The following is a 15,819-nucleotide window of genomic DNA, read 5'->3' on the forward strand; positions in this document are numbered from 1 at the left end:
ACTATTTGTTTTAATTATTAAGCTGAAATGTTTAAACGTTTATTAAACCCGCTACAAAAACCTTTTGAAGGGCTAACTGGTCTGTGATTAATAACAAATCTGCTGTTTTTCCTATAGTTATTTGTCCGTGTTCAGCATCCATTCTCAAAACTCTTGCCGGATGAGCTGAAGCCATATTCAAGGCTGCTGACACCGGTATATCACAATGGTTCACACAATTGCGCACTGCATCCAGTAAAGTGATATTAGAGCCTGAAATCGTGCCTTCAGGAGTTACATATCTGGAACCTTCCAACTGATGCTGATAAGGCCCGATATTACACGCAGTAACCGCATCCGTGATCAGGAACAAGCGGTCAGGCATTAATTTATAAGTCATCTTGACAATTTCAAGATCAACGTGAGCCCCGTCAGCAATGATACTGGCCATAGCGGTTGGATGATTAAAAACTGCCGTTGGTAAATTTGGATTTCTGTGGTGGATAGAAGGCATCGCGTTATATAAATGCGTGGTTGTGGTAAAGCCACTGTTATAAGCATGGTTTGCCTGTTCAAAATTGGCATTGCTATGTCCAAGAGAAAGCACTATTCCCTGATCCAGCAAATAATTGATGACTTCATCATCTTGTAGTTCATGTGCAATGGTCATCATCTTAACTACGCCGTCCGAATTTTCAATTAATTCCTTTACTTCTTCCAGTGTAGCTTTATGCACATATTCCAGCGGATGGGCTCCTAATCTTTCAGGATTTAAATAAGGTCCTTCTAAGTGCAGGCCCAAGAAAGCACGGGCATATGGTTTATAAGCTTTAGCCGCTTCAATGGCCTGCTTAAATATATCGGGTGTATTGGTGGCCACACAAGCAAGAAAACCGGTTGTTCCTTTACTGATCAGGTCAGCATCCATCTGTTTTAATGTTTCAGCTGTAGGATAAGCAGAAAACAGATTGCCTCCGCTACCATATATTTGCAGATCCATGAATCCGGGAGTCAGATAATCCCCTTGTGCGTCTATGACTTCATATCCTGCCGGGATATCGCCTTTGATAATTTCTTTGATTAACCCATCTGCGATTAAAACAGCCGCATCGGTAATCAGCTGTTCACCTTTGAAAAATCTGGAGTTCTTGATTGCTATCATATCTTGTTTTTAACAGTTTTTAAATATGGGCAAAAAATACAGGGCAAAAAAAAAGTCCCTTAAAATAAGGGACCTTTTAATTTATCATTGAAGGAACTATGATCCTAATTGAACACGTTTAAATGCAGTAACAGTTAAACCGTTAGCTGTGTCATTTAAAAATTTACGAACGTCTTTAGAAGAATCCTTAACAAATTCCTGGTTTAATAAAGTACTGTCTTTGTAAAACTTGTTCAGTTTACCAGCAGCAATTTTCTCAACCATTTCTTCTGGTTTACCTTCTGCACGGATTTGCTCTTTAGCAATTTCCATTTCACGCTCGATCGTGTGTGTGTCTACATCTCCTTTGTCTAAAGCAACCGGGTTCATTGCAGCAATTTGCATAGCTACATCTTTTCCAGCTTCATCAGCACCAGCAACAGCTTGGTTTAAAGCAACCAAAACACCTAAACGGTAGTTACTGTGGATGTAAGGGATAACTTTTTCGCCTGATACTGTTTCAAATTTAGAGATACCAATTTTCTCTCCGATTTTACCAGTGTTTTCAACGATGATGTCAGAAACTTTTTGACCATCAACTTCAAGCGCTAATAATTCTTCTAAAGTAGCTGGGTTTTTCTCAACCGCTAAATCAGTGAATTTATTTGCTAAAGCGATGAAATCAGCATTTTTAGCTACGAAATCTGTTTCGCAGTTTAACTCAACTACAACACCACGTTTTCCGTCAGCTGTAGCTTTTGCGATTACAACACCTTCGTTAGAATCACGATCCTGACGACTTGCTGCAACTTTAGCTCCTTTTTTACGTAAGTAATCAACCGCAGCTTCGAAATCGCCATTGGCCTCTATTAATGCTTTTTTGCAATCCATCATACCGGCACCGGTTTGTTGGCGTAATTTGTTTACATCTGCTGCAGAAATTTGTACTGACATTTTATTTTCTTTTTTAAGTTTTTATCTAAAAAATTATGGGTTGTACATTGTATGTTGTAAGTAAGAACCCGCAACGCACAACATACAACCCAAAAATATATTATTTATGCTTCGCTTGTACCTTCTTCGGTTTCAGCATTTTCTTTTCTTGCTCTTCTAGCGCCAGGTGCAGCAGTTTCAGGAGCATCAGCAGCAGTTTTAGCAGCTACAGCTTCTTTTTCAGCTTCATCATCTTTTTCACGTTTACGCTCGTCTAAACCTTCTTCAATTGCTTTGATGATCACATCAGTAATTAAAGAGATAGATTTAGTTGCATCATCATTCGCTGGAATAGGAAAATCGATGTTAGAAGGATCAGAGTTAGTATCAACCATTGCAAAAGTTGGAATGTTTAATTTCAACGCCTCACTAACAGCGATATGCTCTTTTTTAACGTCAATTAAAAAGATAGCAGCTGGTAAACGGTTTAAATCCGCGATACCACCTAATAAGCTTTCTAATTTGATACGCTCACGCTGGATCATCAAACGCTCTTTCTTAGAAAGAATAGAGTAAGTACCATCTTTAGTCATTTTATCGATGTTAGACATCTTTTTGATTGACTTACGTACAGTTTGGAAGTTAGTTAACATACCACCTAACCAACGCTCAGTTACGAAAGGCATGTTTACTTTTCTTGCTTGATCAGCAACGATTTCTTTAGCTTGTTTCTTAGTCGCTACAAATAAGATCTTACGACCTGATTTTACGATCTGTTTGATCGCTGAAGCAGCTTCTTCAGTTTTAGTTAAAGTTTTGTTTAAATCTATAATGTGAATCCCATTGCGTTCCATAAAAATATATGGTGCCATTTTCGGATTCCATTTGCGGGTAAGGTGACCAAAATGTACACCTGCATCCAATAAGTCTTGATATGTTGTTCTTGCCATTGTCTTTGTCCTCCTTGAGATTAACGTTTACTGAATTGGAACTTTTTACGAGCTTTCTTGCGACCTGGTTTCTTACGTTCAACCATACGCATATCACGGGTCATTAACCCTTTAGCACGTAATGCCGGTTTTTTCTCAGCATCTATTTCAACAATAGCTTTAGCGATAGCTAAACGAACAGCTTCTGCCTGGCCTTTAATACCACCTCCTGCTACGTTTACTTTTACGTCATACTGACCGATAAGTTCTGAAACTTCAAAACTTTGGTTTACAATATATTGTAAAGGTAATGTAGGGAAATATACTTTGTGATCTTTACTGTTAACAGTAATTGTACCGTTGCCCTCTTGCATGTAGATTCGCGCAACAGCAGTTTTTCTTCTTCCTGAAGTGTTAGTAACTGACATTTCTTTCTTCCTTTAATTAAAGTGTAATGGTTTTTGGTGATTGTGCTGCATGAGGATGCTCAGTACCTGCATAAACAAAAAGGTTGGTGTATAATTTTGCACCTAATTTTGTTTTAGGTAACATACCACGAACTGCTTTTTCTACTACACGTGTAGGATGTTTCGCCAATAACTCTTTTGGAGAGATGAAACGCTGACCACCTGGATATCCAGTATATGAAACGTACTGTTTGTCGTTCATTTTGTTTCCGGTCAACTTAATCTTGTCCGCATTGATAACGATCACATTATCGCCGCAGTCTACGTGTGGGGTGTACTCAGGCTTGTTTTTACCACGGATGATCATTGCGATCTTCGATGACAAGCGCCCCAAAATCTCGCCTTGTGCATCAACAACAACCCACTGTTTGTTAACAGTTTTAGCATTGGCAGAGACAGTTTTGTAACTTAACGTATTCACTTGCTTGTATTTAATTTGTTAAACAATTATTTTTTCTCCCTAGGATTTAGGGACTGCAAAGATAGATTAATATGTGTAATTGTCAAATAGTTAATCAAATTATTTATATGTTTTTTTATACAAGCTTGCTAAAAGCTGCAAAAAGATCGTAAATGAGAATAATAAGCCAGAAACAATCAGCAAAATCGTTTCTGTAGGATAATAATGATAGCTGACCGTATCAATTAATAACGAAACCGCACTATAGCCCATATAGGAAGCATATAGTAAAGTCACAAATCCGGCCACCCATTGCAACACAGACCATTTCGTTTGCTCAGTTTCCATATTCCGCAACACCATCCAGTTAAAAACAATGACAATCAATAAGCCGAAAACAACCCAGCGATTACCATTCAGCAGATACGTCAAAAAATAAAGGACAGCAAAAATCAGGTTCAGATAAGATAAAGTTCTAAGCATGTATCAGTTTTTTCAGAAAAACAGCGTTTATTATATAAAAATAAGAACCTTTTTATTCGCATATTGTTACACTAATACAAAAAGACATTTATTATGACAAAAGAAACGAAAATAGTTGCAGGTATATTGGCAGGAGCTGCCCTTGGTGCTGCGGTAGCTTTAATCTTATCTTCAGATAAAAGTGATGACGTAAAAGATAAAGTTACAGATTGGTTCTGTGATCTGCTGGATGCTTCTAAAGACAAAATTTCTGACGTGGCTGATACTGTAAAAGACAAAATTGCAAAAGTAAGAGCCTAATACTCTTTTAACTTTATAGATGGCACCGGATGCTTACCGGTGCCATTACTGACTATTACATCTAAATATAACCGATGAAAATCGCTTTCCATGGTGCTGCGCGCGCCGTTACTGGTAGTAAACACCTGATTACTTTAACAAACCAGACTCAAATACTATTAGATTGCGGCATGTTTCAGGGCATGGGAGAATCAACAGAAAAGCTGAACAGCTATTTCGGTTTTGAACCTTCCAAGGTCACCTATATGATTCTTTCACATGCGCATATTGATCACTGCGGTCTGCTGCCACGTTTAGTCGCAGAAGGATTTAAAGGAAATATATTCTGTACACCGGCAACAATGGACCTGGCCAGGATTCTTTTAATGGATTCAGCAAAAATCCAGGAGCAGGACGCAGAGTATGCAAACAAGAAAAGGCCCCAGAACGAAGAAGTGGAAGAAGCGCTTTATACGGAAGATGATGTAATTAAAACCTTAAGTCAGTTCAAAATTATAGATTACGATACTAGTTTTGACATTTGTCCGGAAGTCTCCGTATGTTTCACGGATGCAGGACATATTGTAGGCAGTGCAGCAGTACATTTGACGATAAAGGAAGATGGTAAAACGACCCGCCTTACTTTTAGCGGAGACGTTGGCCGTTATGGAGATCTGATACTCAAAAGCCCGCAGGTTTTCTCGCAGGCAGACTACATTATCATGGAATCTACTTATGGAGACTCCTTACATAAGGATCTTGAACCTATAGAAAGCATGCTGCGTGAAATTATACAGCATACTTGTATAGAAAAAAGAGGTAAAGTGGTTATTCCTGCATTTAGCGTAGGCAGAACACAGGAATTATTATATGCACTGAATAATCTTGAACTTAAGCATCAATTACCAGATGTGCCTGTTTACGTAGATAGTCCTTTATCCATTCAGGCTACGGAAGTTTTAAAGAACCATCCGGAAGTTTATAACAATGGCGTTAAAGAAGTCATGAAAACTGATGCAGACCCATTTAGCTTCAAAGGACTGAAATTCATCGAAAGTGTAGCAGAATCTAAAGCACTTAACAATGACAACAGACCTTGCGTGATCATTTCTGCTTCTGGTATGGCAGAAGGAGGAAGGGTAAGACATCATATCCGAAATACGATCGGTGGTCAGAAAAATACAATTTTAATGGTCGGTTATGCTTCTCCAGGTTCACTGGCAGGCAGATTAATGGCTGGCGATAAACAGGTGTATTTATTCAGAGAGAATCTTGATGTGGTTGCCGAAGTTCGTTCTATCCGCTCGATGAGTGCACATGGCGATTATGAAGATTTGCTTCAGTTCCTTTCTTCTCAGGACCCTGCGCTGGTTAAACAGCTTTTCCTGGTACACGGAGAATATCCGGTACAGCAGCATTTTGCCAAAAGACTAAATGAACATGGATTTAAACATGTAGTTATTCCTGAATACCACCAGGTATTTGATTGCGAGACTGAACCTGCATGGAGCATTTAAATGAATTTTTTGGTTACCCGGTACCGCAATTCCTGCAAAACATAATCATTGCAGTAAGCAGTTGCGCGCTGGGCGCTATACTGACCATAATTATCCGGAAAGTCTTTAAGTTTTTCGCAAGATACTGGGCAACATTTGAGATTCAGTCCATCATTAAACATTTAAATGGGCCCGTCGGTCTTTTCATACCGCTATTATTCCTGAATATATCGTTGAGTTTGATGGTCATGAATGAATCCATCATGGCGCAGCTGAGCAGAATTACAGAGATATCCCTGACCATCATATTTGCTTTAGTCCTTATCCGGATTATTAAAGTACTCGAAGATTATTTTTATCATAAGTACGATCTTAATAAAGAGGATAACCTGAAGGAAAGAAAGATCAGGACACAATTACAATTTATACGGAAATTTGTAGTCTCATTGATTATCCTGGTTACTGTTTCCATTATTCTGCTGAGTTTTGAAAGTATGCGCAAAATCGGTACAGGTTTACTGACAGGTGTTGGGATAGGTGGTATTATTATTGGTTTCGCCGCTCAAAAATCATTGGGTAATTTACTTGCAGGCTTTCAGATTGCTTTTACACAGCCTATCCGTATTGATGACGTCCTGATTGTTGAAGGAGAATGGGGCCGGGTCGAAGAAATTACACTGACCTATGTTGTGGTCAACATCTGGGATCAGCGGCGATTGATTTTACCAATTACCTATTTTATCGAAAAACCTTTCCAGAACTGGACAAGGGTATCCGCGCAATTATTAGGGACTGTTTTTCTATACCTCGATTATACAATTCCTATTCCACCGCTAAGGGATGAATTAACGAGGTTACTGACTGATCATCCTTTATGGGATAAAAGGGTTAATGTCGTACAGCTCACAGACAATAAAGCAAATACAGTAGAAGTTCGTTTTTTAATGAGTGCACGCAATTCTTCTCAGGCATTTGATCTTCGTTGTTATGTCCGTGAAGAAATGATTGCTTTTATCAGAGCGAACTATCCGGACAGCCTGCCTAAAACAAGACTGGAATATAATAGCAATAGCTATCAGGGGGCAGAAGACGCCGTCCTTCAGAAAAAATAATTTAATACCTTTGCCCCCAATGGACGTTTTCGGAAGTGCTTTACAAGATCAGTTTACAAATGGTACCGCAGCAACACTATTGCTGCATAATTCTTATGATGAACCGGAAGAGATGCCTGTGGACATCTTTTTTCGTACAGAAGAAGAAATGCCGGACATAGAACTGGAAGCGATGGATCTTTGTGAGGGCAGAGTACTTGACGTTGGCGGAGGAGCAGGCAGTCATGCTCTTATTCTGCAAGAACGCGGCTTTGATGTGATCGCATTGGACATTTCACCAATTGCCGTAGAAATCATGAAAACAAGAGGCGTACAGCATGCGGTACAAGGAGATGTTTTCAGTTACCAGGGAGAAAAGTTTGATACTTTATTATTCCTGATGAACGGAATTGGACTGACAGGTACAATTGATGGCTTCAAAACATTCCTCAATCACGCAAAATCCCTGTTAAACGAAGACGGACAATTATTATTTGATACTTCGGACATTTCCTATTTATATGAAGATATGGAGAAACCTGCTGGTAAATATCACGGGGAGATTGCTTATCAATACGAATATAAAGATCAAAAAGGAGAATGGTTCAACTGGTTATACCTTGATCCTCAGCTGCTGAAACAGATCGCTAAAGAATGTGGCTGGGAATGTCACCTGCTATTTGATGATGGCCAGGATCAGTATCTTGCAGAAATGAGGGTCACTCAATAATCTGGAAGTCACAATAATTAAGAAACTCATTTGCCAGAAACAGACATTGTATTTTTGTGATACAATTTGTCCATATGAGTAATCCTTCAATTCAATTAAGCATTCTTGATCAGTCACCTGTTAGAAAAGGTGTTTCCGCACAACAGGCCATACAGGAAACCGTTGAGCTCGCAAAAATGGCGGACAACCTCGGTTATACCCGTTTCTGGGTTTCTGAGCATCACAATACGACAGCACTTGCCGGCTCAACCCCCGAAATTCTGATTGCACACCTGGCTGGTCAGACTAAAAATATAAAATTAGGATCAGGAGGCGTTATGCTTCCTAACCACAGTGCTCTAAAGGTAGCGGAGAACTTCCGTATGCTTGAAGTACTTTTCCCGGGAAGGATCGATCTTGGACTAGGCAGAGCTCCCGGCACAGACCGGATTACTGCCAGCGTACTTAATCCGTCTAACCAGTGGAGAGAACAGGACTTTTTAGAGCAGCTGAATGACCTGAGAAACTACCTGCATGATTCCGGAGAACCAGGCACGATACAGGAAAAAATCATTGCTATTCCGCAAGCAGCAACCGTACCACCGATGTGGTTATTAAGTTCGAGTGGACAGAGTGGTTTATTTGCAGCACATTTTGGCATGGGAATGTCTTTTGCCCATTTTATTAATCCGCTGGGCGGCCCTGAATCTGTTCAGATTTATCGCGACCGTTTCCAGCCATCAATTGATAAAGCAGAACCTGAAGTAAATGTAGGTATAGGTGTTTTTTGCTCAGAAAGTGAGGAAATTATCTTCCGTCAGCAGGCCGTAATGGACTACAGATATCTGCAACTTGAAAAAGGAGGCAGATTATATCCAATTGCCTACAATGACATTAAACATGTAACTTATAACGCTGCCGAACAGGAAAGAATAGACCATAACAGGCAAAGGATGTTAATCGGAACACCAGATGTATTGAAAGAAAAAATAGATACATTGCTGGCTGATTACAAAGTAAACGAGCTGATGGCTGTTACGATCACCGAAGGTTTCGAAGAACGCATCCGCTCTTACGAGCTTTTAGCAGCAATGTACCTGAAATAGTTTAGTTGCTCTTTTCTTCCCAGATCAGCGCAATATTGATAATAGTTTCCACTGCTTTTTCCATGTCTTGTACGGAAGCCCATTCCTGCTTGCCATGGAAAGCATGTTCTCCTGCAAATACGTTAGGACAAGGTAAGCCCATCAGAGATAATCTTGAACCATCTGTTCCACCTCTGATACTTTGTCTTTTAACCGGAATACCTGTACGTTCAATTGCCAGCACGCCATATTCCAATACTTGTGGATGCTGATCCAGTACTTTTTTCATATTGCGGTACTGTTCCCTGATCTTAAGCTCATAGGTAGCATTCGGATAAGCAGCAATCACTTGTTTAACAATGGTTTCCAGCGTGCGGCCATGTTCAGCTAATAAAGCATCATCAAAATCACGGATAATAAAATGTGCTTCTGCTTGTTCTACATTCCCCTGCATCGTAACCGGATGTAAAAATCCTTCTTTTTTCGAAGTAGCTTCTGGCGTTAAGGTATCTTTTGGTAAAGCACTGATAATATCACTCAGAATCTTGATCGCACTTTCCATTTTGCCTCGCGCAAAACCCGGATGAGAACTAATACCATGTATAGTTAAAACTGCTCCATCAGCAGAAAAAGTCTCATCTTCAATAGAACCACAGGTTTCCCCATCGATAGTATAGGCGAAATCTGCACCAAGTTTCTCCAGATCAGCTTTATCGACACCTCTTCCAATTTCTTCATCAGGCGTAAAAAGGATCCTTATTTTACCATGTTTATGTTCAGGATGCTGCATCAAAAACGCAGCAGCTTCCATAATTTCAGCTAAACCAGCTTTATTGTCTGCTCCTAGTAATGTAGTACCACTTGCAGTGATAATATCATTGCCAATCTGGTCTTTCAAATCTTTATGCTCACTCATTCTCAAAACCACTGAATGGTCATCAGGAAGAACAAGATCCTGCCCCTGGTAATTGGTATGGATAATCGGTTTTACACCATATCCGCTGCAATCCGGAGAAGTATCCATATGTGAGCAGAAACAGATTACAGGAACATCTTTAGTCGTATTGGAAGGGATAGTCGCATACACATAACCATATTCATCCAGGTGTGCATCTGTTATTCCCAGCTCCAATAATTGAGCAACCAGTACCTTACCCAGGTTCTTCTGTTTTTCAGTCGAAGGGACGCTTAAAGATTCAGGATCAGACTGTGTATCTATTTTTACGTATTCAGTAAATCTATTTTGTAAAGAATTACCAGTGTTATGATATTTTAGCATAATTTTAAAAAAAAGTAAAGGCCTTCTTAGTCAGTAAATTCAGAAGCTGTTTTTAAATATATTCAAACAGTTTCTTAAAAGGCTAAAGATAACCAAAGATGATATTTTATCTATAAACAATCAGCATAACTTGAAAAGGATACTTATTTCAACCTTATTTTCGGCATTAGCATTTTCGTCTTTTGCACAATCAAATTTTTACAAGTTTTCTGTTGGTGCCGGCGCTGGTATTACCCAATCTTTCGCAGATCTTAAAAAACATGACTTCGGACTGGCCGGATATGCTACGCTTGACTATTTATTCACCCCCTATCTTAGCCTTGGCCTGGAACTTCAAAAAGGAGAAATCAACGGAGGGGATGTCAATGCGGCCCCCGACGACAGACAGTTCATCAATGGTTACCAGGCCGTGTCTGTGAATGGAAAAATATCTTTGGGACAATTTATAGATTTTGACTATAACAGCCTTTCTGGCAAACTCAGAGGCCTGTATTTTGGCAGTGGACTGGGAATTATACAAAATAAGATGACAGGGATCAGGCGGGTAAATGTAAAAGACCCTGACCATCCATATCCCGGAGAAGACAGTTCAAATGATGTATATTTTCCGTTAAACCTGGGGATCAACTTCTTTTTTCCGGACCGGGAAGGTTTTTACAGATACACCCTGAATATTAATTGCCAGAGTAATATAACCCTGGGCGAAGGACTGGATGGTTATGATAATTCATCTTTGACCCACAAATCCGGGACACCTGATATCTATAACTTTTATACTATTGGATTTAAATACAGTTTCGGAAAACTGGGCCTGTATAAGAAAACATTCAGGCGCTTTTAACCTGGAACAATGCGGAGTACTTTTATAAATGCATATCAATGAAATATCTTTTATTGTCTTTAATTCTGCTAACGATGGAAACATTTGCACAGCAAACGCCTTACGAGCTTAGTAATAAAAATCAAACGGCCACTTATGAGCAGGCTATCGCTTATTACAAACAACTGGCTAAAGTATCTCCACAGGCAAAGCTCCTTTCTTATGGAACGACTGATTTTGGAAAACCACTTCACCTTTTGGTCTTATCAAAGCATAAAGTCTTTGATCCTGCCCAACTCCGAAAGAATAACCAAAGAATCTTATTAATTAATAATGGGATCCATCCCGGTGAACCTGAGGGTATAGACGCATCCATGATGCTGGCAAGAGATTTATTAAAAGATAACCGTCTGCCTGATAACGTTGTGATCTGTATTATTCCAGTTTACAATATAGACGGGTCATTTAACCGCAGCAGTACTTCCAGAGCAAATCAAAATGGGCCTGAAGCTTATGGGTTCAGGGGAAACAGCAAAAATTACGATCTGAACAGGGACTTCATTAAAACCGATTCCAAAAACTCGGCTGCCTTTCAGGAAATATTCAATACCTGGCAACCAGAGATCTTTGTAGATACCCATACCAGCAATGGCGCCGATTATCAATATACAATGACGCTGATCCCTACGCAAAAAGATAAGTTAAACCCTATTTTAGCGGAGTACCTGACCAAAACTATGGTTCCGGCTTTATATGCGGGAATGAAGAAAAAAGGATATGAACTCATTCCTTATATCAACTCGGTAGAAGCCACACCAGATGCCGGAATCACGGGTTTTCTGGAGACTCCACGCTACTCAACCGGTTATGCAGCTTTACACAATAGTATTGGCTTTATGCCAGAAACGCATATGTTAAAGGCTTATCAGAAAAGAGTTGAGTCTACCTATCAATTACTTCAGACTTATGTTGACCTGGTGAGCAGAGATGCAAAAATTATCGGGGAAAACAAGCGTAAAGCTGATGAAGCTGCTTCCATACAAAAAGAATTCCCTTTGAACTGGAAACTCAATGAAACTACCTACGAACTGATTACATTTAAAGGCTTTGCTGCAAAATATAAACCCAGTGCAGTAAGTGGTGCTGACAGGCTTTATTATGACCGGAATGATCCTTATACAAAAAAGATCAAATACTGGAATAAGTTTGAACCGCAGCTTACTGTAGCAAAACCAGCGGCTTACGTCATTCCCAAAGCATGGGACAAGGTAATCGGCTTGCTAAAATTAAACGGAGTCAGGGTACAGGAACTTCAGGAAGATAAAGAGCTTGCAGTCGATGTTTACTATATCGAAGATTATAAAACAGCATCAAGACCTTATGAGGGGCATTATATTCACAATAACGTGCAACTGAGTACCAAGAAACAGACCTTAAAATTCTATAAAGGAGATTACCTGGTTTATGTGGATCAGCCGCAAAACAGGTATATTATGGAAACCCTCGAACCACAGGCTACCGATTCTTTCTTTAACTGGAATTTCTTTGACTCTGTACTGGATCAGAAAGAACATTACTCCGCTTATGTTTTTGAAGACACAGCCACCGGGCTGTTAAAAGATGATCCTGAGCTTAAAACCAGGTTGAATCAAAAGAAAATAAAAGATAGTACATTTGCCCAGAATCCTTCAGCGCAACTTGAATTTGTATATCAAAATTCAAATTACTATGAAAAAACACATTTACGCTATCCAATTGCTAGATTGCAATAATTTATAATCCGATACGAATACCCATATGATACAAGAATATCTGATCAACACACCTGTCGCTTCTCTGATTTTCATTTTCACACTGGTGACAAGTATATATGCTTTTAATGACAGTTCCCTGTATGGAAAGTTTATGCTTCATCCTTACAGCGTATACCGCAGAAGCAATGTTTATACGCTGTTAACCAGCGGCCTGATACACGGAAGCTGGATGCACCTTGCATTTAACATGTTTACTTTCTATTTTTTCGCTTTCTCACTGGAAGCTACAGTAGGAAGCCTGAGGTTTGGACTGATCTATTTTATCGGTTTGATTTTAAGTGATATTCCTTCAGTGATCAAACATAAAGATGATTATCATTACCATAGCCTGGGCGCATCGGGAGCAATTTCCGCAGTATTGTTCAGTTATATCCTGTTCTATCCACTGAATACCTTAATGATATTTCCATTACCAATCCCAATCTGGGCAGCATTATTTGGTGTATTATACCTGGTTTACTCTTATTATATGTCAAAAAGTTCCAGAGATAATATTAACCATGATGCGCATTTATTTGGTGCAATTACTGGTATCGTCATCACGATATTAGTTGTGCCAGGTATTGTCCCTCATTTTATTGAAACCATTACTGCCCGTTTCGGAGGTTAATCCGTAGCTGGCAGAGAAGGCGGGTTGAAGTAGCTTGTAGGTGCTAAGGGATCTTTTCTGATTTCCATCAGCAGATTTCCCCAGGGTTTCCAGACGGTCTCTAAAACCTGCGCATAAATTTTATGCTGCCAAACGTCAAATAATGGTTTATTAGTTGTTCCTCTTAAAGGCATGGCATCAATATAGATTGATCCATCCACAGGCATAATCGTATATTCCGGTAAACGGTTGAACAGGTAGGCAGAGTAAAAGAACCTTGCACACAATTCTTCAAACTGCTGGTCTGTTAAGCGCTGTCCTGCAATCTGATCCAGAATTTCCTGGTGATATCTTTTATTGGTCCCGTTATCCTGCAAGCAGGCAATGATCCCAAAATCTTTAAGTTTTAAAGAGAAAGTAAGCGTATTGATCTCGTCCCTGAAACTGAAGGGAATATCATCCTGCTCCAGCGGTACAATTACAAAAGACCAGGGGGTAAAATCTTCCAGTACTACACTGCGGTAAATACTCTGGATCATAGTTTGCAAATTGCCGAATTTATGCATCAGCCCCTGCGACATATTTAATCCGTCATCGCTTAATTGCTGCAAATTAACCGCAGCATTCATCTCGATATAGATCAGGCTGTAAAGAAACTTACCTATCCATTTAAACAGATCCATTTCTTCCAGTTTTGAAACTCCGGCAAACCCTTCTGCAAATGCCGCTGCTATCTTATCTTCCAGCGGGCCGATAAAATTAAGCAACACCTCTTCACTTACAGGTACTTTCAATGTATTATATGACCTGATAGACTCATCTAACAATTTAATCTGTTCGTTACCGCTAAAATTCGCAACTTCCAATAACCATGCAGGCAATACATTGGTCTGTATCACAGGTACATCAAAAGTATCTCCGCTCAAAAAGCAGTTTTTGAATTTAAAGTCGAAGTTTTTAAACGGCTGATAGATTGTGTTAGTCATATTAAGCGCAATATTAGGGATATTATTTTTACATTCGGTGAGGCACCCATTTTTTAACTTTGATATTACCAAAAGCTTTTAAAACACATGCAAGCAGTTCATATTTCTTTCAACCTGGAACTTAAACATCCTTTCACTATAGCCGGATTCACCAGAACAAGTACTCCTTTATTGTTATTAAAGCTTACTTATGAAAATATTGACGGTTATGGCGAAGCTTCTATGGTTCCCTATTTAGGTGAAAGTTATAGTTCGGCAGAAGCATTCCTGCAAAAAGTAGACTGGGCACGTTTTAAGCAACCTTTTAACTTCGCAGAGTTTACGGCCTACCTGGACAGCATTGACGCTGGTAATCCAGCGATAAAGGCTGCTATTGACATCGCGCTGAACGATATCAATGGAAAGATCCTGCAAAAGCCATGTTTTGAAATCTATAAAGCCGATCCGGCAAAAATGCCTGTTACTTCTTATACGATAGGAATTGCCGCACCAGAATTGATTAAAGAAAAAGTTACTGAGGCAAAAGGGTTTAAAGTACTCAAAGTCAAATTGGGATCAGGTCATGATAAAGAACTGATCAATGCAATCAGAAGCGTAAGCAATTTACCGCTTTATATAGACGCTAACCAAGGCTGGACAGATCGAAAAATGGCCATAGACCTGATTTACTGGTTACATGACCAGGGGGCAGTACTGATTGAACAACCGATGGACAAGGCAAATATAGAAGGGAATGCCTGGTTAACAGGGCGCAGTCCAATTCCAATCCTCGCAGACGAAGCCGTACAACGATTAAGTGATATTGACCATATTAAGGGAGCTTATCATGGCATCAATGTTAAACTGATGAAAAGCGGTGGAATGTATGAAGCCCATCAGATGATTTTAAAAGCCCGCTCTTATGGAATGAAGGTCATGATTGGCTGTATGAGTGAGACTTCGATTGCTACTCAGGCCGGACTGGCTTTAGCGCCATTATGTGACTGGGCAGATCTTGATGGCCCTTTTCTGACTAAGAACAATCCATTTGAGCCACCTGCCCTGCACGAAGGCAAGTATATATTAAAAGACCTTCCAGGCTTAGGGCTGGAAGGTCTTTCTCCTAGTTTGTTTCTTCCTTAACAGGGGAAGAATTATTCACGATATTTTGTTTTTCTTTGATACCAGCTCTCACTTCTTTGACAATCTTGATCTTCAGGTAAATGAAAAATAAACCTGTAGCGATCAACAAAGCAACAACAGGATAATTTGCGTTCTGGAAAGCCCATTTAAGGCCGATTACAGAAATCACAATACCCAGGGTATAAAATGTATTTAATGCGATTTGTTTCTTCATCTT

The 15,819-nt window shown here is 39.6% G+C and carries 18 protein-coding genes; 9 read left to right on the forward strand and 9 right to left on the reverse strand.

Annotated features, from left to right (window positions below; translation table 11 throughout):
- Positions 1-31: 31 nt before the first annotated feature.
- The 6 genes from nagA to HDE70_RS23245 all read right to left on the reverse strand — a co-directional run bounded on the left by nagA (position 32) and on the right by HDE70_RS23245 (position 4,332).
- The gene (gene nagA / locus HDE70_RS23220; protein WP_183869364.1) at positions 32-1,141 is read right to left on the reverse strand and encodes an N-acetylglucosamine-6-phosphate deacetylase; all 1,110 of its coding nucleotides are present in this window, start codon (positions 1,139-1,141) and stop codon (positions 32-34) included.
- Positions 1,142-1,237: 96 nt separating this feature from the next.
- Positions 1,238-2,074 carry a translation elongation factor Ts gene (tsf, locus tag HDE70_RS23225; protein WP_183891973.1) on the reverse strand — a complete coding sequence of 279 codons (837 nt, stop codon included), beginning with the start codon at positions 2,072-2,074 and terminating at the stop codon, positions 1,238-1,240.
- 104 nt (positions 2,075-2,178) lie between these two features.
- Entirely contained in the window at positions 2,179-3,003 is an 825-nt protein-coding gene (gene rpsB, locus HDE70_RS23230; protein ID WP_068404332.1) for a 30S ribosomal protein S2, read from the reverse strand.
- Between the two features lie 20 nt (positions 3,004-3,023).
- Positions 3,024-3,410, reverse strand: coding sequence for a 30S ribosomal protein S9 (rpsI, locus tag HDE70_RS23235; RefSeq protein ID WP_068404334.1), 387 nt, complete (start codon positions 3,408-3,410; stop codon positions 3,024-3,026).
- 16 nt (positions 3,411-3,426) lie between these two features.
- A complete protein-coding gene (gene rplM, locus HDE70_RS23240; protein ID WP_068404336.1) occupies positions 3,427-3,870 on the reverse strand; it encodes a 50S ribosomal protein L13 in 444 nt (147 codons plus the stop codon).
- 99 nt (positions 3,871-3,969) lie between these two features.
- Positions 3,970-4,332 carry a hypothetical protein gene (locus HDE70_RS23245; protein ID WP_183869362.1) on the reverse strand — a complete coding sequence of 121 codons (363 nt, stop codon included), beginning with the start codon at positions 4,330-4,332 and terminating at the stop codon, positions 3,970-3,972.
- Positions 4,333-4,425: 93 nt separating this feature from the next.
- Between HDE70_RS23245 and HDE70_RS23250 the strand changes: the two genes are divergently transcribed.
- From HDE70_RS23250 to HDE70_RS23270, 5 genes are all read left to right on the forward strand, one after another.
- On the forward strand, positions 4,426-4,632 hold the full coding sequence (locus HDE70_RS23250) for a YtxH domain-containing protein (RefSeq protein WP_183869361.1): 207 nt from the start codon (positions 4,426-4,428) through the stop codon (positions 4,630-4,632).
- A 74-nt stretch (positions 4,633-4,706) separates the two neighbouring features.
- Positions 4,707-6,128, forward strand: a complete 1,422-nt coding sequence (locus HDE70_RS23255) for an MBL fold metallo-hydrolase RNA specificity domain-containing protein (RefSeq protein WP_183891974.1) — start codon at positions 4,707-4,709, stop codon at positions 6,126-6,128.
- Positions 6,116-7,219 carry a mechanosensitive ion channel family protein gene (locus tag HDE70_RS23260; protein ID WP_183869359.1) on the forward strand — a complete coding sequence of 368 codons (1,104 nt, stop codon included), beginning with the start codon at positions 6,116-6,118 and terminating at the stop codon, positions 7,217-7,219. The genes HDE70_RS23255 and HDE70_RS23260 overlap by 13 nt, the downstream gene beginning before the upstream one ends.
- 19 nt (positions 7,220-7,238) lie before the next feature.
- The gene (locus HDE70_RS23265; protein WP_183891975.1) at positions 7,239-7,928 is read left to right on the forward strand and encodes a class I SAM-dependent methyltransferase; all 690 of its coding nucleotides are present in this window, start codon (positions 7,239-7,241) and stop codon (positions 7,926-7,928) included.
- 74 nt (positions 7,929-8,002) lie between these two features.
- Positions 8,003-9,013: an LLM class flavin-dependent oxidoreductase gene (locus tag HDE70_RS23270; protein ID WP_183869357.1), complete on the forward strand. Its 1,011-nt coding sequence runs from the start codon at positions 8,003-8,005 to the stop codon at positions 9,011-9,013.
- A gap of 1 nt (position 9,014) precedes the next feature.
- On the opposite strand, the gene pepT is transcribed toward HDE70_RS23270, so the two are convergent.
- Complete coding sequence (gene pepT, locus HDE70_RS23275; protein WP_183891976.1) at positions 9,015-10,271, reverse strand: peptidase T; 1,257 nt, start codon at positions 10,269-10,271, stop codon at positions 9,015-9,017.
- Positions 10,272-10,401: 130 nt separating this feature from the next.
- On the opposite strand from pepT, the gene HDE70_RS23280 reads away from it, so the two are divergent.
- The 3 genes from HDE70_RS23280 to HDE70_RS23290 are packed head-to-tail and all read left to right on the forward strand — an operon-like array spanning position 10,402 to position 13,515.
- Positions 10,402-11,112 carry an outer membrane beta-barrel protein gene (locus HDE70_RS23280; protein WP_183869355.1) on the forward strand — a complete coding sequence of 237 codons (711 nt, stop codon included), beginning with the start codon at positions 10,402-10,404 and terminating at the stop codon, positions 11,110-11,112.
- Positions 11,113-11,150: 38 nt separating this feature from the next.
- Positions 11,151-12,863 carry a M14 family metallopeptidase gene (locus HDE70_RS23285; RefSeq protein WP_183891977.1) on the forward strand — a complete coding sequence of 571 codons (1,713 nt, stop codon included), beginning with the start codon at positions 11,151-11,153 and terminating at the stop codon, positions 12,861-12,863.
- Between the two features lie 25 nt (positions 12,864-12,888).
- Complete coding sequence (locus tag HDE70_RS23290; RefSeq protein WP_183869353.1) at positions 12,889-13,515, forward strand: rhomboid family intramembrane serine protease; 627 nt, start codon at positions 12,889-12,891, stop codon at positions 13,513-13,515.
- On the opposite strand, the gene HDE70_RS23295 is transcribed toward HDE70_RS23290, so the two are convergent.
- The gene (locus HDE70_RS23295; protein WP_183891978.1) at positions 13,512-14,480 is read right to left on the reverse strand and encodes a hypothetical protein; all 969 of its coding nucleotides are present in this window, start codon (positions 14,478-14,480) and stop codon (positions 13,512-13,514) included. The two genes, HDE70_RS23290 and HDE70_RS23295, sit on opposite strands and share 4 nt — an antisense overlap.
- An 87-nt stretch (positions 14,481-14,567) precedes the next feature.
- Between HDE70_RS23295 and HDE70_RS23300 the strand changes: the two genes are divergently transcribed.
- On the forward strand, positions 14,568-15,602 hold the full coding sequence (locus HDE70_RS23300) for a dipeptide epimerase (protein WP_183891979.1): 1,035 nt from the start codon (positions 14,568-14,570) through the stop codon (positions 15,600-15,602).
- On the opposite strand, the gene HDE70_RS23305 is transcribed toward HDE70_RS23300, so the two are convergent.
- Entirely contained in the window at positions 15,583-15,816 is a 234-nt protein-coding gene (locus HDE70_RS23305; RefSeq protein WP_183869350.1) for a DUF6358 family protein, read from the reverse strand. The genes HDE70_RS23300 and HDE70_RS23305 overlap by 20 nt on opposite strands.
- Between the last annotated feature and the right edge of the window lie 3 nt (positions 15,817-15,819).

The sequence above is a fragment of the Pedobacter cryoconitis genome (assembly GCF_014200595.1).
GTDB classification, from domain to species: domain Bacteria; phylum Bacteroidota; class Bacteroidia; order Sphingobacteriales; family Sphingobacteriaceae; genus Pedobacter; species Pedobacter cryoconitis_C.